A 20,557-nucleotide genomic window follows, 5' to 3' on the forward strand; every position below is an offset into this window, starting at 1 on the left:
CCGGCGGGCCGCCGGACTGGAGGCGCGTGGCGGCGCCGACCCGCGCCTCCAGTCCGTCGCCTGGTCGGGACGGGCGCGGGGCGCACGCGGTCCGGCTCTGTCGAGAACGCGTCCGGAAGGACGCAGCAGGAGTAGTTTCCACCGCAAGGAGCGCCATGCGACGCCCCCGGAGGACCCCGGACGAGGAGGTCGATCGGGATGGACGAACGGTGGACGACGGTCACGCTGGCCGCGGACGCGGCGAAGCCGCACGAGGAAGCCCTGCACTGGATCACCGCGCGGGCGGGCACCGGCATCGAGCGCATCCGGGTGATCGGGGTGGACCCAGCGCTCGAAGCCCGCGTCGGACCGGCGGGCAAGCGCGTGGCCGAGGCCGTCGCGGATGCCGCGCGCGCGGGCCTCCCGGACGTGCAGGTCGAGATCCGGCGCCACGCGGGCCCGTTCGCCGCAGTGCTCGTGGAGGAGTCCGACGACGGGGATCTGCTCGTGATCGGGACGTTCCGGAGCCGGCGGGGTTCGACCGCCGGCGGAGACCCCGCACGCGTCGCCGAGCGTGCAGCAGTGCCGACCGTCGTCGTACCCGACGGATCGCACCCGATCGACGGCGACGTCGTCCTGGCCGTCGAGGAACCGTTGGACGAGCGCGCCGTGGTGATCGCCGTCGACGAGGCCCACCGCCGGCACCGCCGCGTGACACTGCTGCGGGCGTGGGAGATGCCGGTGCTCACCCGCACCGGGCTGACCGACTTCGCCGAGGACCCGATGCGGTGGCGCACCCGGAACGCCGAACTCCTGCAGCGCGTGACGACCGAGCTCACCCGGCGGTACCCGGACGTCCGCTTCCACCCGCTGCTCGTCGAGGGGCACCCGGGGCACGCCATCGCCGCGCACACCCGCCGGGCGTGTCTCGTCGTGCTCGGGCTGGGGCACGTGAGGGCGCTGTCGGGGTCGGTGCTCCACGACGTCCTGCGGGAGACGGTGTCGCCGGTCTGCGTGGTGCCGCCGGCAGCGCACACGGAGGCGGTCGGCGTCAGCGCCTGACGCGCGTCAGCCGATGTCGGCCGCGTCGGTCGGGTCGTCGGCCGGGTCGGTCAGCCGGCGAGGTCGCGTGTCGCCGCTGCGACCCGCTTCGTCAGGTACGCGACCCCGCGCATGTTCGGGTGTAGGGCGCCCGGCTGCAGGTCGATCCGTCGCAGGTTCGCCGTGCCGTCGAGGGACACCCCGGACACGTACGGCTGCTTCATCGCACAGGCGGAGTGGGCCTGCGTGCTCGAGAAGACGTCGACGAACCGGACGCCGGCCGCGCGGGCGGCGGTCTTCGACACCTCGTTGAGTTCCTCCTGGACCCCGTGGAGGTACCGGACGTCGGTGTTCGTGAACGGGTACGAGTTCGTCGGGAACGACCCGGTCAGGGTGCCGAGGTCCAGGGCCGACCGGAAGCAGCCGCCCTTCGGGGTGTGGTCGGCGTCCGGGAAGATCGCCGGGTAGCCGAGGAACACGATCACGGCGTTCGGTGCCGCCGCCTTCACCGCGGCGAGCGTCCCGGCGATGCCCAGGGCGACGCGGGACTGGATCTTCGCGCCGAGCTGGTCGACCCCGTCGGACACGAGGGTGCTCCGGCACGACGGGGCGTCCCGTCCCGAGAAGACCGGTCCCTTGGACGAGATCGCGAGGCACGACGCCGCGGTGCCGAACAGGTCGGCGTCGTTGCCACCGATCGTCAGCGTGACGAGGCGGGTCTGCGCCGACAACGACCGGACCTGCGGCGGGACGCCCTTGAACTGGAACCCGCTGGTGATGTCCGCACTCGTCGCCCCACCGCAGGTGACGTCCTGCAGCGCCAGCCCGAAGCGAGCCGCGATGCGGTGGGGGTAGTCCTGCGCCGACTGGCCGCACGCACTCGTCGGCAGACGCGTCAGGTCGGACAGCCCGTAGCCGGCCGAGTACGAGTCGCCGAGCGCGACGTACTCGCTGCCGGCGGGGATGCCGGCGAGGGTCTCCTCCGGCACGGCCGCCGACGGCCAGGGCTCGGGGACGGGCCACATCGGTGCCGCGACCGCTGCGCCGCTGCCGACGAGCGACCCGGCGAGCACGACGAAGGTCGCCGCTGCGGCGAGCAGCGTCGAGCGGGCGGAGCGGAGCAGGTTCGGCCTCCAGGGTCGGGTCGGACGAACCAGGCTAACGCGTGCGCCCGGACGCGCGGTCCGCGACGCCCGGGAGCACGCGTCGGGTCCGTTCAGCGACGGCCGAGCCGGCGCTCTCCCCCGCTGCCGGTGCGGTACTCGAGCCCGTAGTGCTGGTAGAGCTCCGGTTCGAGCGAGGCGTCGAGCTCACCGTCGGTCGGGATCGTCGGAGCGTCCTTCACGAGCTTCTTCGGGAAGGCCACGCGGAGGTGCTTCGGTGCCACGAGCGCTCCGGTGAGCGGGACGAACAGGAGCTTCTGGAACCCGACGAGTCCGGTCGTGACCGAACCGAACGCCGGCTCCGACGTCGCGGTGTCGTAGTAGATGCTCTCGAGCGTGCCCACCTTGTCGTCGGTCTCGTCGACGACCGGCAGGCCGATCCAGTCCCGGATGTTCGCGGCTTCGAACACGTGCGCCTCCTCGTGAGCGCCCGGTGCGTCCGGGCCGCTCGCCTCCGACGCTACCGGGCGGTCCGTGCGTCGGTCACGGCCACGCCCAGGGCGTCGACCGCCTCGAGCACGTCGCCCGGTCCGACCGCGAGCAGTGCCGGGTCGGGGTCCTCGGCGAACACGTCACCGCGACGGACGGATGCGTCGGTCAGCACCAGGTGGCGGCCGGCGGCCGGCGGACCCCACGCTTCGGGCGGCACCGGACCGAAGACCACGACCGAGGGGATCCCGTACGCCGAGGCGAGGTGGGCGGCACCGGTGTCGACGGTGACGACGACCCGCGCAGCGGCGATGACGCCCGCGAACTCCTGCAGACCCAGGACGCCGGCCAGGATCGCCTCCGGCGCCAGCCCGGACGCCCCTGCGACGGCGGCCGCGCGCCCGACGTCGTCCGCGCCTCCCGTCAGGACCACGTCGAACCCGCGATCCAGCAACCCGCGCACCACGGCGGCGAAGCGGTCCGTCGGCCAGTGCCGGGCGCCGTGGAAGGCGCCGACGTGCACGACCGCGGCGTCCGCGACGACAGGGGGCGCGACCGGGCGGGCGATGGCGACGTCGTCCGGGTCGGCGGTGACGCCGTGCCAGGTGAGCAGGCGCGTCCAGCGCTCCCGTTCGTGGACGCCGTCCGGCCACGCCGGACCCTCGAAGCCGTTGGTGGGGTCCGCGTGCCCGATCACCCGCCGTGCGCCGAGCGCCGCGACGAGGTCGGACGACTCCGGGCCGGCGCCGTGCAGGTTCACCGCGACGTCGACTGCGCCAGCCGGGGCGCTGATCGGGTGGTCGAGCCCGTGCTGGGCCAGGTGGACGTCGACCGCGGGTACGAGCTCGACGACCGGGGCGAGCCAGGCAGTCGTCGCGAGCGTGATCCGGTGCTCCGGGAAGGCACGCCGGAGCGCGCGCAGTGCCGGGACGGCGACGAGCAGGTCGCCGAGCTTGATGGCGCGGAGCACGAGCAGCTCGGGGCGCCCGTCGGACGGGGGCAGGGTGTCGGCGGCGGTCACGGCGCCGACCTTAGTGACGGAGCGCTGCGCGAGGACCCGGGATCGCGTTCCGTGGCTGTTCCTGAGGCCGCCCCCGGCTCCCCACAGGTACTCGGAGAACATGGCTCTCACTCCGGACCGTGTGGTTCGCGGTCTCCTCTTCGATCGGGACGACACGCTCGTCGTCGACGTCCCCTACAACGCCGATCCGCACCTGGTCGTGCCCGTGCCCGGTGCGCACCGGGCGGTGGAGCGTGCCCGGGCGGCCGGACTGCTGCTGGGGGTGGTGACGAACCAGTCCGTGATCGCGAAGGGCATGGCGACCCGCGAGCAGGTCGACGCGACCAACGCCCGGGTCGACGAACTCGTCGGACCGTTCGACACGTGGTGCGTGTGCCCGCACGACGCCGAAGACGGGTGCGCGTGCCGGAAGCCCCGGCCCGGAATGGTGCTCGACGCCGCGGAGCGACTCGGGCTGGCACCGGAGGAGCTGGTCGTGATCGGGGACATCGGTGCCGACGTCGGGGCCGCCCTGGCAGCGGGCGCGCAGGCCGTGCTCGTGCCGACGCCGCGGACCCGGCAGGCGGAGGTCGACGCTGCGCCGACCGTCGCGGCGACCCTCGACGAGGCCGTGGAGTCGGCCCTTGCGCACGCCGAAGCGGTGCGGTCGTGAGCGGCCCGGAGCCCGGCGCCCGGCCGCGGGTCCTGGCCGTGCGGCTGGACTCGTTCGGCGACGCCCTGGTGACCGGCCCGGCGGTGCGGGCGATCGCGGCCGGGGCCTCGCACGTCACGATGCTCTGCGGCCCGCAGGGTGCGCCGGCTGCCGACCTCCTGCCCGGCGTCGACCGGGTCCGGGTGTGGGCCGCGCCGTGGGTCACCGAGACCGCACGACCGATCGACGACGACCTGCTCGCCGAGTTCCGCGCGATCGTCGCCGAGGAGGCCCCGGACGAGGCCGTCGTCTTCACCTCGTTCCACCAGTCGCCCCTGCCCGTCGCGCTGCTGCTCCGGTTGGCCGGTGTCCAGCGCGTGTCCGGCGCGAGCGTCGACCACCCCGGGTCGCTGCTCGACGTGCGCCTGCGACCGGGCGAGGACCTCCCCGAGGACGTGCCGGAACGGGAGCGCGCACTGCGCATCGCCGCGGCGGCCGGGTTCCGCCCGCCGCCGGGTGATGCCGGGAGGCTCGGGGTGCGCCTCGACGTCGGCGCGCCGCCGCCCGTGGCCGGGCTGGACCGGTACGTGGTCGTCCACCCGGGCGCGAGCGTCCCGGCCCGGGAGTGGCCCGAGTCGCACCACCGTGCGCTGGTCGCGGCCTACGCAGCCCGCGGCGTCCCCGTCGTGGTCACGGGTTCCCCCGGTGAACGTGCACGCACGGCGGCCGTCGCCGGGGACACCGCGATCGACCTCGGCGGGCGGACCTCCCCCGCGGAACTCGCCGCGGTGCTCGCCGGGGCCGAGGTCGTCGTGGTGGGCAACACCGGGCCGGCGCACCTCGCCGCGGCGGTGGGGGCGCCGATCGTCAGTCTGTTCTCCCCCGTCGTGCCCGCGGTGAAGTGGGCACCGGAGGGACCGCTCGTCGAACTGCTCGGCGACCAGGACGCCCCGTGCCGCCTGAGCCGTGCCCGTGAGTGCCCCGTCGCGGGTCACCCGTGCCTGTCCACGGTGCGCATCGATGACGTCCTGGAAGCGCACGAACGGCTGCTGGACCGCGCTTCGCGGATGGTCCGGAGAAGCCTGCGGGGCACCCCAGAAGGCGCTGCGTAGCGTCCGCCACTGCTCCTGCTTCTCCTCCCGTCGAACTCGAAAGGGCCTGCATGCGGATCCTCGTCTGGCACGTGCACGGTGGCTGGATGGACGCGTTCGTCCGCGGCCCGCACGAGTACCTCATCCCGACCACGCCGCAGCGCGACGCGTGGGGCCTCGGCCGGGGCGGACGCTCCTGGCCGTCCTCCGCGGTCGAGGTCGACCCGGCCGACGTCGTCGCCGCCGAGGTCGACGTCGTGGTCCTGCAGCGCCCGGAGGAGGTCGAGGCCGCACGGCGTCTGCTCGGCGGCCGGCCGGTGCCGATGGTGTTCGTCGAGCACAACGCACCGCGCGTGGACGTGCCGAACAGCCTGCACCCGCTCCGGGACCGGGACGACCTGACGATCGCGCACGTGACGCACTGGAACGCGCTGATGTGGGACTGCGGCACGACGAGGACCACCGTCGTCGAGCACGGCGTCGTCGACCCAGGTCCGCGCTACCGCGGCACGCTGGAGCGCCTGGGCGTCGTCATCAACGAGCCGGTCCGCCGCCACCGCGTCGTCGGCACCGATCTGCTCCCGCGGTTCGCGGCGGTCGCGCCCGTCGACGTCTGGGGCATGGGGACCGAGCGCCTGCCGGTACTCGGCTTCGGCGACCGCGTCGTCGCCCGCGGGGACGTCGCGGCGGACCCGATGCACAGCGCCCTCGCGGAGCGGCGGGCGTACGTGCACCCGAACCGGTGGACGTCGCTCGGCCTCTCGCTCCTCGAGGCGATGCACATGGCGATGCCCGTCCTCGTGCTCGCCACGACGGACGCGGCGCGGACGGTACCGGCCGGGGCCGGCGCGATCGCGACCGACGTCGAGGAGCTGGTCCGCGCCTCCAGGACGCTGCTCGCCGACCCGGAGGAGGCCCGACGACGCGGCGCCGTCGCCCGCGAGGCCGTGCTGGCGCGGCACGCGCTCGGACGCTTCACCGCCGACTGGGACGTCCTCCTCGACGACGCCGTGTCCCGTGGTGTCCGACGGAACCGTGCGGCTGCGGTCGCCGTGGAAGGGAGTGCGCGATGAAGATCGCGATGGTCTCCGAACACGCGAGCCCGCTCGCGGTGCTCGGTGGTGTGGACGCCGGCGGGCAGAACGTGCACGTCGCGGAGCTCTCCGGCGCGTTGGCCGACCGGGGCCACCAGGTCACCGTCTACACCCGCCGGGACGACGCCACCACGCCCGTGCGGGTGGCGCTCCGGCCCGGCGTCGAGGTCGTGCACGTCGCCGCGGGACCGGCTCGGACGGTGCCGAAGGACGAGCTGTTCCCCTCCATGGGCACGTTCGCGTCGGTGCTCGCCGCAGCGTGGTTCGTCGAGCGTCCCGACATCGTGCACGCCCACTTCTGGATGTCCGGTCACGCCGCGCTCGAGGCGGTCGACCAGGTGCAGGCCCGGACCGGCGGCGTGCGCATCCCCGTCGTGCAGACCTTCCACGCGCTGGGCGTCGTGAAGCGCCGGCACCAGGGAGCCGCCGACACCAGCCCCGCCGAGCGCGAGTGGGTCGAGCCCGCCGTGGGGCGGAGCGTCGACCAGGTGGTGGCGACGTGCTCGGACGAGGCGTTCGAGCTCAAGGCGCTCGGCGTACCGCTGCACCGCATCTCGGTCGTCCCCTGCGGTGTGGACGTCTCCCTGTTCCGGCCCGCCGGTGACGGGCGACCCGTCGAGGTCCGCGGCCGTGCCGCTCGCATCCTCACCGCCTCCCGCCTCGTCCGCCGGAAGGGCGTGGGTACGACGATCGCTGCCCTCGCCGCGCTGGTGGCGGAGGGCCGCGACGTCGAGCTCGTCGTCGTCGGCGGTGCCGGGGTCGCCGGGGCCGACCTCGCCGACGACCCCGAGTACCAACGGTTGGACGCCCTCGCCCGGTCGCTCGGGGTCCGCGACCACGTGACCTTCCGGGGGCAGCTCGGACAGCACGACATGCCCGCGGTGTACCGCAGCGCCGACGTCGTGGTGTGCGCGCCCTGGTACGAACCGTTCGGCATCGTGCCGCTCGAGGCCATGGCGTGCGGACGCCCCGTCGTCGCGTCGAGGGTCGGCGGCCTCATCGACACGGTCGTCGGGGACGCCACCGGTCTGCACGTGCCGCCGCGTGACGAAGCGGCGGTCGCGGTCGCCGTCGCCGGCCTGCTCGACGATCCCGGACGACGCGAGGAGTTCGGACGCGCCGGTCGGGAGCGTGCCGAGACCCGGTACACCTGGCAGAAGGTCGCCGCCGACAGTGAGCGCGTCTACGTCCGCCTCGTCGCCGGGAGAGCCGCGACCGGTGCGCCGTCCGCGACACCCCGCCCCACCAGCACCCGCGCCGGACGGGCCGTCCGTCCCGCGCACTCGACGGAGAGGACCGCCCGATGACCATCGACCAGCGAACCGGGACGGTGGACGGACCGACCACCGCGAGTGCGCGGATCGTGCTCGACCACGTCGCGGCCTCCGTTCCGGTGGTCGCGTCCCTCGTCGACCACAAGGACCACATCGGCGACTGGGCCGACGACATCTCCGGACGACTCGTCGCCGGCCGGCGGCTGCTGGCCGCCGGCAACGGCGGATCGGCGGCCGAAGCCCAGCACCTCACCTCCGAGCTGACCGGTCGGTTCGACGGGGACCGCCCGGCGTACTCGGCGATCTCGCTGCACGCCGAGTCCTCCGCGGTCACGGCGATCGGGAACGACTACGGCTACGACGAGGTGTTCGCGCGTCAGGTGTCGGCCCACGCCCGCGCCGGTGACGTCGTCGTGCTGCTCAGCACGAGCGGCAAGAGCCCGAACCTGCTCCGCGCCGCCGAGGCCGCCCGCGCCGTCGGGGCTCGGGCGATCGCGATGACCGGTCCCCGGCCGAACCCGCTCGCCGACCTGGTCGACGACGCGATCTGCATCGACGGCCCGCCGGCGAACGTGCAGGAGGCGCAGCTCGTGCTCGTGCACGCGCTCTGCCGGGCGATGGAGCCCGCACTGCGCCGGGGCGATCGCCGATGAGCGCGCCGTCGGGGCGGCCGACGACGACTGATCCGTCGTTCCGCATCGCCGTCGTCGGCGACACGCTCCTCGACGTCGACGTGTCCGGGACGAGCGAACGCCTCAGCCCGGACGCGCCGGTCCCGGTCGTCGACGTCCGCACCGACGACCGCCGAGCGGGCGGCGCCGGACTCGTCGCCACCATGCTCGCCCGGGATGGCCACGACGTCGTCCTCGTCACCGTGCTCGGCGACGATGCCCGAGCCACCGAGATCCGCGACCTCCTCCCTGACGTCACGATCGTCGCCGGGCCGTCCGGCGCGCCGACCCCGGCGAAGACCCGCGTCCGCGTCGCCGACCACGCCCTCGTCCGCATCGACGAGAACTGCGGCACCCCGCCGGTCCCCGCCGTCGGCGACGACATGACCGCCGTCCTCGACGGCGTCGACGCGATCGTGGTCGCGGACTACGGCCGCGGAGTCGCGGCCGCCCCCGCGATGCGGTCCGCCCTCGCACGCGCCGCCGAGCGCATCCCCCTCGTCTGGGACCCGCACCCGAAGGGCGCAGCCCCCGTCCCCGGCACCACGGTCGCGACGCCGAACGCCGCCGAGGCGCGACGGTTCGTCGGTGACGTCGTCGACGTCGTCGACGGGGTCCCCTTCGCCACGGCAGCGGCCGAACGCCTCGTCGAGACCTGGGGCGTCGGAGCGGTCGCCGTGACGCTCGGGGACCGAGGTGCCCTCGTGGCGAGCGCCACGGACGGCAACCGGTTCGTCCGCGCTCCGTCCGTCACGGCGGGCGATCCCTGCGGCGCCGGCGACCGACTCGCCGCCGGTGTCGCGGTCGCGCTCGCCGCCGGCTCGGACGTCGCCGGAGCCGTCGCGGACGGGGTCGCCGCAGCGTCCGAGTACCTCGCCGCCGGCGGCGTCACCGGCCTGTTCGCCGACGACGGTCCCGCACCGGTCGCGGTCCCCGGAATCGACCGGGACGCGATGCGCGTCGTGCACGAGGTCCGGAGCGCCGGCGGCACCGTCGTCGCGACCGGCGGGTGCTTCGACCTGCTGCACGCCGGGCACGCCCGGACGCTCTCCGCCGCGCGGGCGCTCGGCGACTGCCTGGTCGTCTGCCTCAACTCGGACGACTCGGTCCGCGCGTTGAAGGGCCCGGACCGTCCCGTCATCGGCCAGGAGGACCGCGTCGAGCTCCTGCTCGCACTCGACTGCGTCGACGCCGTCGTCGTGTTCGACGAGCAGACCCCGGACGAGGCACTCCGGCGCTTCCGCCCGGACGTCTGGGCGAAGGGCGGCGACTACAAAGCGAGCGAACTGCCCGAGGCGCGGACGCTCGCCGAGTGGGGCGGCCGGGTCGTCACGGTGCCGTTCCACCCGGGTCGGTCCACCACACGTCTCGCGGCGGCGCTCGCGGCAGTCGGCTGACACCACCGAGCTCGCACACCACCCACCCCCTACGGAAGGAAGTCCATGCCCGTCCCCACAACCCCGATCGGCCGTGTCCTCGTCACCGGTGGCGCCTCCGGACTCGGAGCCGCGGTCGCAGCGGCCGTCACCGAGGCCGGTGGTACCCCCATCGTCCTCGACCTGCGCGTCGACGCGGTGCCGGAGGGCGTCGACGCCGTCGAGGTCGACGTCACCGACACCGAGGCGACCGAGCGAGCCGTCCGCGAGGCGTCCGAACGGCACGGTGGGCTCGACGCCGTCGTGACCGCGGCCGGCATCGACAAGCCCGCCCCGATCGGCGGGATCTCGTCCGGGGACTGGGAACGCATCGTGGCGGTCAACCTGCTCGGTACGGCGGCCGTCGTCCGTGCGGCACTCCCCGCGCTCGAGGCGACGCACGGACGCGTCGTGACGATCTCGTCATCGCTCGCTCTGCGTGGCGTCGGGGACGGGACGGCCTACTCGGCGTCGAAGTTCGGCGTTCGCGGGTTCTCCCAGGCCCTCGCTGCCGAGACCGGGGGACGCATCGGCGTCACGAACGTCATCCCGGCGGGCATGCGGACGAACTTCTTCGCCGACCGCACCGAGCAGTACAAGCCGGGCCCGGACGCCCAGCTCATCGAGCCGGAGTACGTCGCGAACGCGATCGTGTTCGCGCTGTCGCAGCCGGTGGGCTGCGAGATCCGAGAGCTGTCGATCATGCCGGCGACCGAGCCGAGCTGGCCGTAGGGCCGGGCCGCGGAACGTTCGCGGGGATCTGTCGCGTTGGCAGGCGGCGGACGGGAGGCGCGGGGCGGGGCGGCACCGCGCCTCCCGTCCGTCAGGTGGTGGCGAACAGGTCCGCGACGTCGGCCAGGACCGCTTCCGGCCGGACCTCGTCGACGTACGACGGATCGTGCGCGCAGCGCTCGGCCGTCCAGCCGACCTGCGTGACGTCGACCCCGCAGACCGGGCAGCGCGTCACGAACGACAGGTGCACGCGGTGCCGGCCGCGGTCGAACGGACCGGCGTTGACCACGTTGCCGAACCAGAAGACGCCGACGGTCGGCGTCCCCACCGCCACGGCCAGGTGCCGGGGGCCGGAGTCGTCGCCGACCATCACGTCCGCGGCCGCGAGCACCGCAGGCAGGTCGGCGAGTGGGAGCGAGCCGGACAGGTCGTGGACCCGGTCCGCAGTGTCCGCGGGCAGCGCGCCCCGGATGGCCGAGGCAGCCGGGACGTCCGTGGCGTCCCCGACGAGGACCACGTGGTCGCCGGCGTCGAGCCGGGCGCGGGCGACTGCGGCGAACCGGTCCGGGCTCCAGCGACGACGTGGGTCCGTCGCACCCGGGTGGATCACGACCAGGCGGCCCCGCACGCCGAGCCGCTCACGCACGGCGGTGCGTTCGTCCTCGGTGACGTGCACGCGGGGGTCCAGGGTGACGGGCGTCGCGCCGGCGAGCGAGACCACCTCGAGCGCCCGGACGACCTCGTGCTGGTAGTAGACGTAGCGGACCCATCGTTCGAGGACCTCGGCGTCCTCGGTCGCGGTACCGACGGTGTGGCGGGCACCGAGGCGGAGCAGGAACGGGTTCGAGTTCCGGCCACCCCCGTGGAGCTGCACCGCGAGGTCGAAGCGACCCGTCAAGCGCGCCTCGAAGTCCTCCCGGCTCGGTGCGTCCGGTCCGGAGTCGCGGACACCCGGCGCTACCGGGAGCTCCTCGAACGCGTGCACGGCGTCCGACCGTCCGGCCAGGACGGCGGGCGCCGTCGGTGTGCCGAGGAGTGTGATCCGCGCCTCGGGATAGGCCGCGGCGAGGGCCTCGAGGGCGGGCACAGCGAAGAGCAGGTCGCCGAGCCCTCCGCCTCGCAGCACCGCGATCTCGCGGACGTCGTCGAAGCGTTCTCCACCGTTGCCGATCAGTTGCACCCTCCCCGTCTACCGGCCCCGGACCGCCGACGTGCCCAGCCCCGGACCCGGATGGACGAGAAGCGCGATGTCGAGTCCGCACCCAGGGTCCGACGAGAAGCGTCAGACTCCCGCTCGAACCCGGAAGGAACCCATGACGATCGCACTCACCGCCACCGAGGACCTCGTCGTGACCGACCCGGTCGACGGGTCGACCGCGTCCCGTGTCCGTCGCGCCAGCGAGGCCGACGTCCGCGACGCCGTCGCCCGTGCACGCGGGGCCGCGCCCGCCTGGGCTCGGACCGCGCCGGCCGAGCGCGGAGCCCTGCTGCACGCGGCGGCCCAGCGCGTCCGCGAGCACGCGCAGGAGCTGGCCGACCTGAACACGCGGGAGACCGGAAAGGTGCCCGGTGACGCGCTGGGCGGCGTCGAGGCGGGCATCGGCACGCTCGTGCAGTACGCCGAGCTCGGACCCGTGCACCGCGGTGAGGCCCTCCGCGGCTCGTTCGGTGCCGCGGACTGGGCGGTGCCGCACCCGCGGGGTGTCGTCCTCGCACTGACCCCCTGGAACGACCCGGTCGCGGTGGCGTGCGGGATCCTCGGCGCAGCGATCGTCGCCGGCAACACGGTCGTGCACAAGGGCAGCGAGCGCTCCCCCGCCACGATCGCCCGTCTCAACGCCCTGCTCGCCGAGGTCCTGCCGGACGGCGTCCTGGTCGGGGTCGACGGTGACGCCGCCACCGGCGAGCTGCTGCTCGAGCAGGAGGGCATCGACGTCTACGCGCACGTCGGCTCGACCTCGACCGGCGACCGACTGTCCGAGGTCGCCGTCCGCACCCGCGCCCACGTCGTCCGGGAGAACGGCGGGAACGACGCCGTCATCGTGGACGCCGACGTGGACCCGACGTGGGCCGCGGCGCAGGTCGCACTCGGCGCCTTCGCCAACACCGGACAGATCTGCACCAGCGTCGAGCGGGTGTACGTCCACCGGGCGATCGCGGATCCGTTCGTGGCCGCGCTCGTCGCCGAGGCCGAGCGTCGCACGACGGCCCCGGCCGCGGAGTACGGTCCCCTCGTCGACAACCGGCTCCGCCGCACGGTGCAGTCGCACGTCGACGACGCCCTCGGCCGCGGCGCCACCGCGCGCACCGGCGGGGCCACGCCGGACGGCGTCGGGACGTTCTACCCGGCGACCGTGCTCACCGACGTGACCGAGGACATGACCGTCATGACCGAGGAGACGTTCGGACCGATCGCGCCGGTCCGCGTGGTCGACGACTTCGACGAGGGCCTCCGGCTCGCCGCCGCGGACCGGTACGGCCTGGCCGCGACCGTCCTCACGAACGACACCGGACACGCGCTCCGGGCCGCCGCAGAACTCCCCGTCGGCACGGTGAAGGTGAACGCCGTCTTCGGGGGCGCCCCGGGCGGCAGCGCCCAACCCCGCGGTGCGTCCGGCGCCGGGTACGGCTACGGCCCGCACCTGCTCGACGAGCTGACGACCACCACCGTCGTGCACCTCGAACCGGCTCCGCCGACGACGGCTCCCGGTGGTGCCCGGTGACCGCCGACGTCCGGATCGTCCGGGACCTCGTCGCCGCGGTCGACGACCGCGAACCGCTCGTCGTCGTGATCGGGGACTGCATCCTCGACCGTTGGACGGTGGGCGAGGCCGAGCGCGTCTCCCGCGAGGCGCCGGCACCGGTCGTGCGCGTCACCGGCACGGTCGCCGTGCCCGGCGGCGCGGCGAACACCGCGGTGAACGCCCGTGCCCTCGGTGCCCGGGTCCGCGTGGTCGGGCTCCTCGGCGACGACGAGGCCGGCCGCACGCTCCGGGAGCGCCTCGACGCCGCCGGCGTGGACACGTCGTACATGGTCGTCGTGCCGGACACCCGCACCACCACGAAGTCCCGCGTCGTCGGCGGTGACCGGGTGGTCGTCCGCGTCGACGAGATCGCCGCGACACCGACCGCCGACCACGGAACGCTCCTGGCAGCTGCCGTCCGCCGAGCGATCCGCTGCGCCGACGCGGCGGTGGTCTGCGACTACGGGCTCGGCGTGCAGGCGTCCGACGTCGTGCCGGTGCTCGACGTCGACCGCCCGGGTGCCGTCGTGGTCGACGCGCACGACCTCACCCGCTGGGCAGCGCTCCGACCCGACCTCGTCACGCCGAACGCCGGCGAGACGGCCGCACTCCTCGGCCGCGCCCTCGGCACCGGTCCGGACCGTGTCCCCGCGATCGTCGACGCCCGCGACGAGGTGTTCCGGACGACCGGTGCCCGCGCGGCCGTCGTCACGCTCGACCGCGACGGGACGGTGCTGCTGGAGCAGGGCGCGGACGCCGGCTTCCGGACCCGGGCGGTCCCCGCGTCCGAGCAGCAGGCGTCCGGCGCCGGCGACACGTTCTGCGCCGCGGCGACCGTGGCGCTCGCCGTGCACGCCCCGCTGCGGGACGCGGTCTCCGTCGCGCAGGCGGCCGCCGACGTGGTCGTCCGCGAGGCCGGGACGTCGGTGTGCACCGCGGCGGCCCTCCTCGACTCCGTGACGGCGCCGGCCGCGACCGTGGTCGACCACGACGAGCTCGCCGCGGCCGTCGAGCGGGCCCGCGAGGACGGACGCCGCGTGGTGTTCACGAACGGGTGCTTCGACGTGGTCCACCGCGGGCACACGACGTACCTGCGGCAGGCACGGGACCTCGGCGACCTGCTCGTCGTCGCGCTGAACGACGACGACTCGGTGCGGCGTCTGAAGGGACCGGAGCGGCCGATCAACACCGCCGAGGACCGCGCCGGTGTCCTCGCGGCCCTCGCCTGCGTGGACCTGGTCACCGTGTTCGCCACGGACACGCCGATCCCGCTGATCGAGCGACTCCGGCCCGAGGTCTACGTCAAGGGCGGCGACTACTCCCCGGAGATGCTCCGCGAGACCGAGGTGGTCCGGGGGTACGGCGGCGAGGTGGTCATGGTCGACTACGTCCCCGAGCACTCCACGACGGCGGTCGTGCGCCGCATCCGCGAGGCCGCCGCGGCGACGGACCCCGAGGCGCCAGCCTGACCGGCCACCGCGAAGTCATACCGCGGTAGGGGGTGGTCGAGACCCGGGCGGGATGGCAGCGCTGCGTCGGCTCCGTAGCGTCGAACCCGTCGGCGAGGTCCGTCGGCGGAGGGAGCCACCCGTGTTCGACCAGATCACCCCGCTCGTGACCGAGCTGGCCGCGAGTCCGCTCGTCTACGTCGTCCTCTTCGCCCTGTGCCTCGTCGACGGGTTCTTCCCGCCGGTGCCGAGCGAGTCCGCCCTCGTCGCCGTCGCCGCCATCGCCGCGACCTCCGGCCAGCCGGTCCTCGCCGGGGTCCTCGTCGTCGCCGCACTCGGGGCGATCGCCGGCGACTCGATCGCGTACTGGATCGGACGTCGGATCGGGCTCGCCCGGCTGGCCCGGTCGAAGCGCCCGCGCATCGCCGCCGCGTTCGCGTTCGCCGAGCGGCAGATGCAGCGGCGTTCCGCGAGCCTGATCCTCATCGGCCGGTACATCCCCGTCGGCCGGGTCGCCGTGAACACGACCGCCGGTGCGACGCGGCTCCCCTACCGCCGGTTCCTCGCGATCAGTTCGCTCGCCGGACTGGCCTGGTCGGCGACGTCGATCGGGATCGCCCTCGCCGCGTCGAGCGTCCTGCACGAGCCGATCGTCGCGGCGCTGGTCTCGATGGTCGTCGCCGCGGGCCTCGGCATCGCGGTCGACCGGGTCATCGGTAGAGTCACCCGGAAGCGCGACGCCCGTGCCGCAGCCGCTGCCGCGGCAGCGGCAGTCGCGGACGCCGCGCCCGAGCGGTCCGAGGTCCCCGACACCCGGGCCGGCCGGCCCACCACCCGCATCGTCCCCACCGGAGAGATCGCCCGCCCGTGACCGCACCGCCCGTGACCGCACCGCCGAACCGGATCCGGCCGTCCTGGGTGCTCATCGGTATCCGGGTCGGCCTGGTCGTCATCGCGGTCACCCTCTTCACGGTCGCCGCCCCGGTGACGTCGATCTTCTACGACGTGCCGGTCCCGCTGTCGATGCTCGTGTCGGCCGTGCTCTCCGTGAGCATCGGCCTCGCGCCGCTGTTCCCCCGGGCGTCGTCGACCGCCCACCTCGCGGGCCTGGCGGCCCTCGGACTGCTGACGGCCCCGAGCACCGCCGGCCCGTGGCCGGTCCCGGTGACGGGCATCATCGGGCTGAGCGTGCTGCTCGTCGTGCTCGGCGTGCGATCGACCTGGCGACTCACCGCGACGGTCTGGGCGGCGTCGGCCGTGCTCGTCCTGGTGCTCGTCGCGGTGGCCCCGGGCCGCTGGGGGCAGGCGGACGTGTGGGCCACGAGCTTCGTGGTGACCGCCGGCGACACGCTCATCCTGGCCGCGGCGGCGATCGTGATCGGGCAGCGCCGGTCCATCCGCGAGGAACTCGCCGAAGCCCGCCGGGACGCCGAACTCGAGCAGGCTCGGCGCCGCTCGGTCGAGGAGCGTTCCCGGATCGCCCGCGAGCTGCACGACGTCGTCGCGCACAGCATGTCGGTCGTGCACATGCAGGCCGAGTCCGCCCCGTACCGCGTCGCCGGCCTCGCCCCGGACGCGCGCGCGGAGTTCGCCGCCATCGCGGAGACCTCCCGCACGGCGCTCCGCGAGATGCGGCAGCTCCTCGGCACGCTCCGCGGGGATGCCGACGCGGAGCGCGCTCCGCAGCCCCGTTTCGCGGACCTGCCGGCGTTGGTGCAGGCGACCAGGGCTGCCGGCATCCCGGTCGAGCTCCGCCTCGACGCGGACGAGGCGGCCGACGACGACGTGGACCGGCTCGCGCAGCTCACCGTCTACCGGGTCGTGCAGGAAGCGCTCGGCAACGTGGCCCGGCACGCGCCCGGCGCGTCCACCGTGGTGACGGTCGGGAGGCACGGCTCGGCCCTCGCGGTCCAGGTCGCCAACACCGCACCCCCCGCTGGCACCGTCCCTGCCGCTCCCCCGGACGACGGGGGCTTCGGACTCGCGGGCATGCGGGAGCGGGTCGCTGCGCTCGGCGGCACGATCGACCACGGGCCGACCCCGGACGGCGGCTTCCGCGTCGCGGTCGGCCTGCCCACCCGACCGACACGGCCCGTCCGTGGACCGGCGGCCGACGGAGGAAGCCGATGACGCGTGTGATGGTGGTGGACGACCAGCAGATGTTCCGCATGGGACTGCGGGCGATCCTCCAGGCCCAGGACGACGTCGAGGTCGTGGGCGAGGCCGTGAACGGTGCCGACGCGGTCGTCGAGGCGCTCCGCCTGCAGCCGGACGTGATCCTGATGGACGTCCGCATGCCCGAGCTCGACGGGATCGAGGCGACCCGGCGGATCACCGCGGCGCCCGCCGACCGACCCGTCCGCGTGGTGATGCTCACGACGTTCGACATCGACGACTACGTGTTCGACGCCCTGCGGGCCGGGGCGAGCGGCTTCCTGCTCAAGGACGCCAGCGCCGACGAACTCGTGCAGGCCGTGCGCACCGTGGCCGAGGGCGACTCGCTGCTCGCCCCGCGGGTGACCCGGCACCTCGTCGAGGCGTTCGTCGCTGGGCCGCTGCCGGCTGAACCGCGCACCGAGGTGCTCGACGTGCTGACGGACCGGGAGCGGGACGTGTTCCTGCTCGTCGCACGCGGCCGGTCGAACGGTGAGATCGCAGCCGACCTGTTCATCGCCGAGCAGACCGTGAAGACCCACGTGGGCCGGATCCTCGCGAAGCTGCAGCTGCGGGACCGCGTGCACGCCGTGGTCCTGGCCTACGAGACCGGCCTGGTGACCCCGGCACCCTGAGTCTGATCCGCGCGTAGGAGGCAGAATCGCGCGTAGCAAGCCGAATCGCGCGTAGGAGGCAGGAACTTCCGACCCCCTACGCGCGGAACGACCTCCTACGCGCGGAACGACCACACGCCTCAGCGGACGCGGACCTGCTTCGACGCCTGCTTGCCGGACTGCACGCCCGTGAAGGTGATCGTCGACTTGCCCGTCGTCGCCTTCCACGCCACCGTCGCCGTGCCGTCGATGACGTCGACCGTGCCGAGGTCCGTCGAGCCGACCGCGACCCGCACCTGGCGGTCACCGGCGAACCGGGACCCCGTGAGCGTCACCCGCTGGTTCGGACGCGGGGCCCCGACCGACAGGTCGATGCGCGCTCCGCGGGAGAGCGACGCGAGGTCGTCGCTCAGCCGCAGGCCATCGCGGATCGTGAAGAAGGTGTCCGTCTGGTCGGAGAGCCCGACGACGTTCGCGGCACCGGGCCCGTACGCCGCGATGCGCACCTGCGTGCCGGTGTGCTGCTGCGAGCTGCCCGCGCCGGCCGTGCCGTACGAGACCTTCATCGTGGTGCCGTCGGCCGTGCGGAGCGCCGTGGAGAGCGAGGTCGGCGGCGTGCTGTCGACGATCTGGCTCGAGTGCGCGTGGTCGGCGGTCGCGATGACGAGCGTGTTGCCGTCCTTCTTGGCGAAGGCCAGCGCGGACTGCACGGCCTCGTCGAAGTCGATCGTCTCGCCGATCTGGCCGCAGGCGTCGGCGGCGTGGTCCTGCTTGTCGATGCTCGCGCCCTCGACCTGCAGGAAGAAGCCCTTGCCGGTCTTCGCGCGATCACGGCCCAGCAGGTCGATCGACTTGTTCGTGAGCGACTGCAGCGACAGCCCAGTCGACAGCCGTGCCGGGTTCGGCGTGCACTGCACCGGTGCCTGGTCCGCTCCACCGACGGTCGCCGTGGTGGGGGCGTACCGGGTCGGGAAGTTGCCCGGGGTGAACAGCCCGAGCAGGGGCTTCGTCTGGTCGGCCCGACGGACGGCCGCGAGGCCGTCGGCGTCCGAGACGACCTGGTAGCCGCGCTCCGCGGCCTGGGCGAACAGCGTCGAGCCCTGCCACTGTCCGGCCTTCGCGGTCTGCTGGAAGCTCGCCGAGCCGCCACCGAGGGTGAGGTCCGGGCGGGCGTTCAGCAGCTGCTCGCTGATCGAGCCGAGTCCGCCGTTCTGCAGGGCGTCGGTGCCGCACGAGGCGGTGTCCGGCCCGTAGCAGGAGCGCACGCCGACGTGGGCGACCTGGACCGCCGGGGTGGCGTCCTGGATCTCGGCGGTGGAGACGTCGCCGGTGCGGAAGCCGTTCGCCTTCGCGAGCTCGAGGAGCGTCTTCTGCTGCTTCCCGTCGACGTCGACCGAGATCGCGCCGTCGTAGGTCTTCGTCCCGGTGGCCCAGGCGCTGCCGGACGCCGCGGAGTCGGTGACGTAGTCGGGCTTGCCCTTGTCGGCACCGTCCTTGTAGAGGGAGTACGTCGTGTACGAGCCGGTGAGCGGCAGGGCGTCCAGGCCCGGGAGCCGACCGGCCGCGCCGTACTGGTAGTTCCGCGCGATGGTGATCTCGGAGTCGCCCATCCCGTCGCCGATGAGCAGGATGACGTTCTTCGCGCCGGCCCGCTTGATCTCCTGCTGGATCGAGTGCGTCTGGTCGCCCTGGTGACGCTGGGCGCCCCCGTGCTGGCTCAGTGCGAGCTGCCCGACGGCCTCGGCGGTGCCGGGCAGTGCGACCGCGCCGGCGATGAGCGCGGCGCCGAGTGCGAGCGCCGCGCGACGGCGGCGCTGCGGAGTGTGCTGCATTGCGTGTTCCCCTCGTCTGTGCCCCGAACGGGTGCCATCCGAGGATGGCTGTGCGTGGGTACAGCCGGGTGAACGGGCATGGTCCGTCGCGTGAACGGGACGGGACCACAGACGGACGGGAGGCGCGGTGCCAGCTGGCACCGCGCCTCCCGTCCGGTTCTCGGTCGCGTCTACGCGGCCAGGTGCGCCTGCAGGAACCAGCGGTCCTTGGTGAGGCCGCGCTCGATCTCGATGACGACGTCCTGGCTGTTGAGGTCGACCTCGTCGAGCCCCTCGACGGCGCGGCGGACCTGCAGCAGCGCGGCGTCGATCTCGGCGATGACCTCGGTGATGGTCACGTCGGAGTTCTGGAAGCCCTCGGACAGCGGCGGGATCGTGGTGTTCGCGGCGACGGTCGCGATGCGGGAGTCGACCGGCAGTCCGAGGGCGACGATGCGCTCCGCGGCGAGGTCGGCCCACTCCTGGGCGTGCTCGACGATGGTGTCGAGGAGCTCGTGCACGCCGACGAAGTTGCGGCCGCGGACGTGCCAGTGGGCCTGCTTGCCGTTGACGACGAGCGCCTCGAGGTCGATCACGACGGGGGCGAGGAACTGCGCCACCCCAGCGGCGAGCTCCGGCGTCGTCGAGAACGGGGACGTGGTGGGCGTGGTGCTGGTGGTGTTGGTCATGTCGTTTCCTCCTGCCTCGTGGCTACACCGGGCCGCTGGGCCTGTCCTGTCCAGTGGCGTGCAACCGATGGTGACAACAGTGCCCGCTTCTTTTGTATGCCGCAAGGAAGCGGAGGCTGACCTAACCTGTCAGCCGACGAGCGTGTCGAACCCCGCGTCGGCGAGTTCGATCTGCACGACCGACCGCGCGCGCTCGACCCAGGGGCTGTCCGCGCACCCGATCCAGACGCTCGTGCGCGGCTCGCAGTCGGCGACGCACCACTCGGCGGCCCACCCGGTCACGGCGTGCGCGAGGGCCTCGCCGTGGTCGGCGAAGACGAGGGGTGCCACCGCCGAGGTACGGGCGCTCCGGAGCAGCCACGTCACCGTCACGCGCGGGGGCGCCGGCAGGGTGCGGACCTGCTCGGCGAGGGCTGCCTCGACGAAGACCTGGCCGTAGGCGTTCTCGGGCAGGTCCTCGAGCATGCGGGTCATCTCGGGGAGGTCGTCGACGCCGCCGGCGATGAGGATGCGTTCGCTGGGCTGTCGCCGGGTCCGTGCCATGCCCCAACGGTAA

General features: G+C 74.1%; 20 protein-coding genes. 13 read left to right on the forward strand and 7 right to left on the reverse strand.

All coding sequences use genetic code 11. The annotated features are described in order from the left end of the window. Window positions 1-198 precede the first annotated feature (198 nt). On the forward strand, window positions 199-1,041 hold the full coding sequence (locus FS532_RS02200) for a universal stress protein (RefSeq protein WP_144749911.1): 843 nt from the start codon (window positions 199-201) through the stop codon (window positions 1,039-1,041). Between the two features lie 50 nt (window positions 1,042-1,091). Here FS532_RS02200 and FS532_RS02205 read toward each other — a convergent pair whose 3' ends face one another. The 3 genes from FS532_RS02205 to FS532_RS02215 form a co-directional block, all read right to left on the reverse strand. Next, a complete protein-coding gene (locus tag FS532_RS02205; protein ID WP_144749913.1) occupies window positions 1,092-2,093 on the reverse strand; it encodes an SGNH/GDSL hydrolase family protein in 1,002 nt (333 codons plus the stop codon). Window positions 2,094-2,236: 143 nt separating this feature from the next. Then, window positions 2,237-2,593 (reverse strand): PRC-barrel domain-containing protein, encoded by a 357-nt coding sequence (locus FS532_RS02210; protein ID WP_144749915.1) that lies wholly within the window; start codon window positions 2,591-2,593, stop codon window positions 2,237-2,239. Between the two features lie 50 nt (window positions 2,594-2,643). Beyond that, window positions 2,644-3,633: a glycosyltransferase family 9 protein gene (locus tag FS532_RS02215; protein ID WP_144749917.1), complete on the reverse strand. Its 990-nt coding sequence runs from the start codon at window positions 3,631-3,633 to the stop codon at window positions 2,644-2,646. Between the two features lie 100 nt (window positions 3,634-3,733). Here FS532_RS02215 and FS532_RS02220 point away from each other — a divergent pair, with 100 nt between their 5' ends. From FS532_RS02220 to FS532_RS02250, 7 genes are read left to right on the forward strand one after another with little or no spacing between them, the layout of a single operon-like run. Further along, on the forward strand, window positions 3,734-4,285 hold the full coding sequence (locus tag FS532_RS02220; protein WP_144749919.1) for a D-glycero-alpha-D-manno-heptose-1,7-bisphosphate 7-phosphatase: 552 nt from the start codon (window positions 3,734-3,736) through the stop codon (window positions 4,283-4,285). Further along, window positions 4,282-5,376 (forward strand): glycosyltransferase family 9 protein, encoded by a 1,095-nt coding sequence (locus FS532_RS02225; RefSeq protein ID WP_144749921.1) that lies wholly within the window; start codon window positions 4,282-4,284, stop codon window positions 5,374-5,376. Before FS532_RS02220 ends, FS532_RS02225 begins: the two co-directional genes overlap by 4 nt. A gap of 50 nt (window positions 5,377-5,426) precedes the next feature. Continuing rightward, window positions 5,427-6,428: a glycosyltransferase gene (locus tag FS532_RS02230; RefSeq protein WP_144749923.1), complete on the forward strand. Its 1,002-nt coding sequence runs from the start codon at window positions 5,427-5,429 to the stop codon at window positions 6,426-6,428. Then, a complete protein-coding gene (locus FS532_RS02235) occupies window positions 6,425-7,756 on the forward strand; it encodes a glycosyltransferase (RefSeq protein ID WP_144749926.1) in 1,332 nt (443 codons plus the stop codon). Before FS532_RS02230 ends, FS532_RS02235 begins: the two co-directional genes overlap by 4 nt. Further along, entirely contained in the window at window positions 7,753-8,376 is a 624-nt protein-coding gene (locus tag FS532_RS02240) for a D-sedoheptulose-7-phosphate isomerase (RefSeq protein WP_144749928.1), read from the forward strand. The genes FS532_RS02235 and FS532_RS02240 overlap by 4 nt, the downstream gene beginning before the upstream one ends. After that, complete coding sequence (locus tag FS532_RS02245; protein WP_144749930.1) at window positions 8,373-9,791, forward strand: PfkB family carbohydrate kinase; 1,419 nt, start codon at window positions 8,373-8,375, stop codon at window positions 9,789-9,791. Before FS532_RS02240 ends, FS532_RS02245 begins: the two co-directional genes overlap by 4 nt. 45 nt (window positions 9,792-9,836) lie before the next feature. After that, complete coding sequence (locus FS532_RS02250) at window positions 9,837-10,541, forward strand: SDR family oxidoreductase (RefSeq protein WP_144749932.1); 705 nt, start codon at window positions 9,837-9,839, stop codon at window positions 10,539-10,541. Window positions 10,542-10,632: 91 nt separating this feature from the next. On the opposite strand, the gene FS532_RS02255 is transcribed toward FS532_RS02250, so the two are convergent. Continuing rightward, entirely contained in the window at window positions 10,633-11,721 is a 1,089-nt protein-coding gene (locus FS532_RS02255) for a glycosyltransferase family 9 protein (protein ID WP_144749934.1), read from the reverse strand. A gap of 133 nt (window positions 11,722-11,854) precedes the next feature. Between FS532_RS02255 and FS532_RS02260 the strand changes: the two genes are divergently transcribed. The 5 genes from FS532_RS02260 (at window position 11,855) to FS532_RS02280 (ending at window position 17,522) form a co-directional block, all read left to right on the forward strand. After that, complete coding sequence (locus FS532_RS02260) at window positions 11,855-13,264, forward strand: aldehyde dehydrogenase family protein (RefSeq protein WP_144749936.1); 1,410 nt, start codon at window positions 11,855-11,857, stop codon at window positions 13,262-13,264. Beyond that, entirely contained in the window at window positions 13,261-14,754 is a 1,494-nt protein-coding gene (gene rfaE2, locus FS532_RS02265; protein ID WP_186321873.1) for a D-glycero-beta-D-manno-heptose 1-phosphate adenylyltransferase, read from the forward strand. The genes FS532_RS02260 and rfaE2 overlap by 4 nt, the downstream gene beginning before the upstream one ends. A gap of 121 nt (window positions 14,755-14,875) precedes the next feature. Continuing rightward, window positions 14,876-15,604 (forward strand): DedA family protein, encoded by a 729-nt coding sequence (locus FS532_RS02270; RefSeq protein WP_186321874.1) that lies wholly within the window; start codon window positions 14,876-14,878, stop codon window positions 15,602-15,604. Next, window positions 15,601-16,863 carry a sensor histidine kinase gene (locus tag FS532_RS02275; protein WP_144749940.1) on the forward strand — a complete coding sequence of 421 codons (1,263 nt, stop codon included), beginning with the start codon at window positions 15,601-15,603 and terminating at the stop codon, window positions 16,861-16,863. The genes FS532_RS02270 and FS532_RS02275 overlap by 4 nt, the downstream gene beginning before the upstream one ends. Beyond that, the gene (locus tag FS532_RS02280; RefSeq protein ID WP_144749942.1) at window positions 16,860-17,522 is read left to right on the forward strand and encodes a response regulator; all 663 of its coding nucleotides are present in this window, start codon (window positions 16,860-16,862) and stop codon (window positions 17,520-17,522) included. The genes FS532_RS02275 and FS532_RS02280 overlap by 4 nt, the downstream gene beginning before the upstream one ends. A gap of 119 nt (window positions 17,523-17,641) precedes the next feature. On the opposite strand, the gene phoA is transcribed toward FS532_RS02280, so the two are convergent. The 3 genes from phoA to FS532_RS02295 form a co-directional block, all read right to left on the reverse strand. Then, on the reverse strand, window positions 17,642-19,333 hold the full coding sequence (gene phoA / locus FS532_RS02285; protein WP_144749944.1) for an alkaline phosphatase: 1,692 nt from the start codon (window positions 19,331-19,333) through the stop codon (window positions 17,642-17,644). A gap of 170 nt (window positions 19,334-19,503) precedes the next feature. Further along, on the reverse strand, window positions 19,504-20,001 hold the full coding sequence (locus FS532_RS02290; RefSeq protein ID WP_070418937.1) for a Dps family protein: 498 nt from the start codon (window positions 19,999-20,001) through the stop codon (window positions 19,504-19,506). A 129-nt stretch (window positions 20,002-20,130) separates the two neighbouring features. Further along, complete coding sequence (locus FS532_RS02295; protein WP_079236002.1) at window positions 20,131-20,544, reverse strand: SIP domain-containing protein; 414 nt, start codon at window positions 20,542-20,544, stop codon at window positions 20,131-20,133. Between the last annotated feature and the right edge of the window lie 13 nt (window positions 20,545-20,557).

Origin of the sequence: Curtobacterium pusillum (assembly GCF_007673235.1) — a bacterium.
In the GTDB taxonomy this organism is placed as follows: Bacteria; Actinomycetota; Actinomycetes; order Actinomycetales; family Microbacteriaceae; genus Curtobacterium; species Curtobacterium pusillum_C.

Excerpts from the sequence above, each read along its gene's own strand:
- FS532_RS02295 (WP_079236002.1), bottom strand. The coding sequence starts at position 20,544 with ATGGCACGGACCCGGCGACAGCCCAGCGAACGCATCCTCATCGCCGGC.
- FS532_RS02245 (WP_144749930.1), top strand. The coding sequence starts at position 8,373 with ATGAGCGCGCCGTCGGGGCGGCCGACGACGACTGATCCGTCGTTCCGC.
- FS532_RS02260 (WP_144749936.1), top strand. The coding sequence starts at position 11,855 with ATGACGATCGCACTCACCGCCACCGAGGACCTCGTCGTGACCGACCCG.
- FS532_RS02290 (WP_070418937.1), bottom strand. The coding sequence starts at position 20,001 with ATGACCAACACCACCAGCACCACGCCCACCACGTCCCCGTTCTCGACG.
- FS532_RS02250 (WP_144749932.1), top strand. The coding sequence starts at position 9,837 with ATGCCCGTCCCCACAACCCCGATCGGCCGTGTCCTCGTCACCGGTGGC.
- FS532_RS02200 (WP_144749911.1), top strand. The coding sequence starts at position 199 with ATGGACGAACGGTGGACGACGGTCACGCTGGCCGCGGACGCGGCGAAG.
- FS532_RS02230 (WP_144749923.1), top strand. The coding sequence starts at position 5,427 with ATGCGGATCCTCGTCTGGCACGTGCACGGTGGCTGGATGGACGCGTTC.
- FS532_RS02240 (WP_144749928.1), top strand. The coding sequence starts at position 7,753 with ATGACCATCGACCAGCGAACCGGGACGGTGGACGGACCGACCACCGCG.
- FS532_RS02220 (WP_144749919.1), top strand. The coding sequence starts at position 3,734 with ATGGCTCTCACTCCGGACCGTGTGGTTCGCGGTCTCCTCTTCGATCGG.
- FS532_RS02280 (WP_144749942.1), top strand. The coding sequence starts at position 16,860 with ATGACGCGTGTGATGGTGGTGGACGACCAGCAGATGTTCCGCATGGGA.
- FS532_RS02235 (WP_144749926.1), top strand. The coding sequence starts at position 6,425 with ATGAAGATCGCGATGGTCTCCGAACACGCGAGCCCGCTCGCGGTGCTC.
- phoA (WP_144749944.1), bottom strand. The coding sequence starts at position 19,333 with ATGCAGCACACTCCGCAGCGCCGCCGTCGCGCGGCGCTCGCACTCGGC.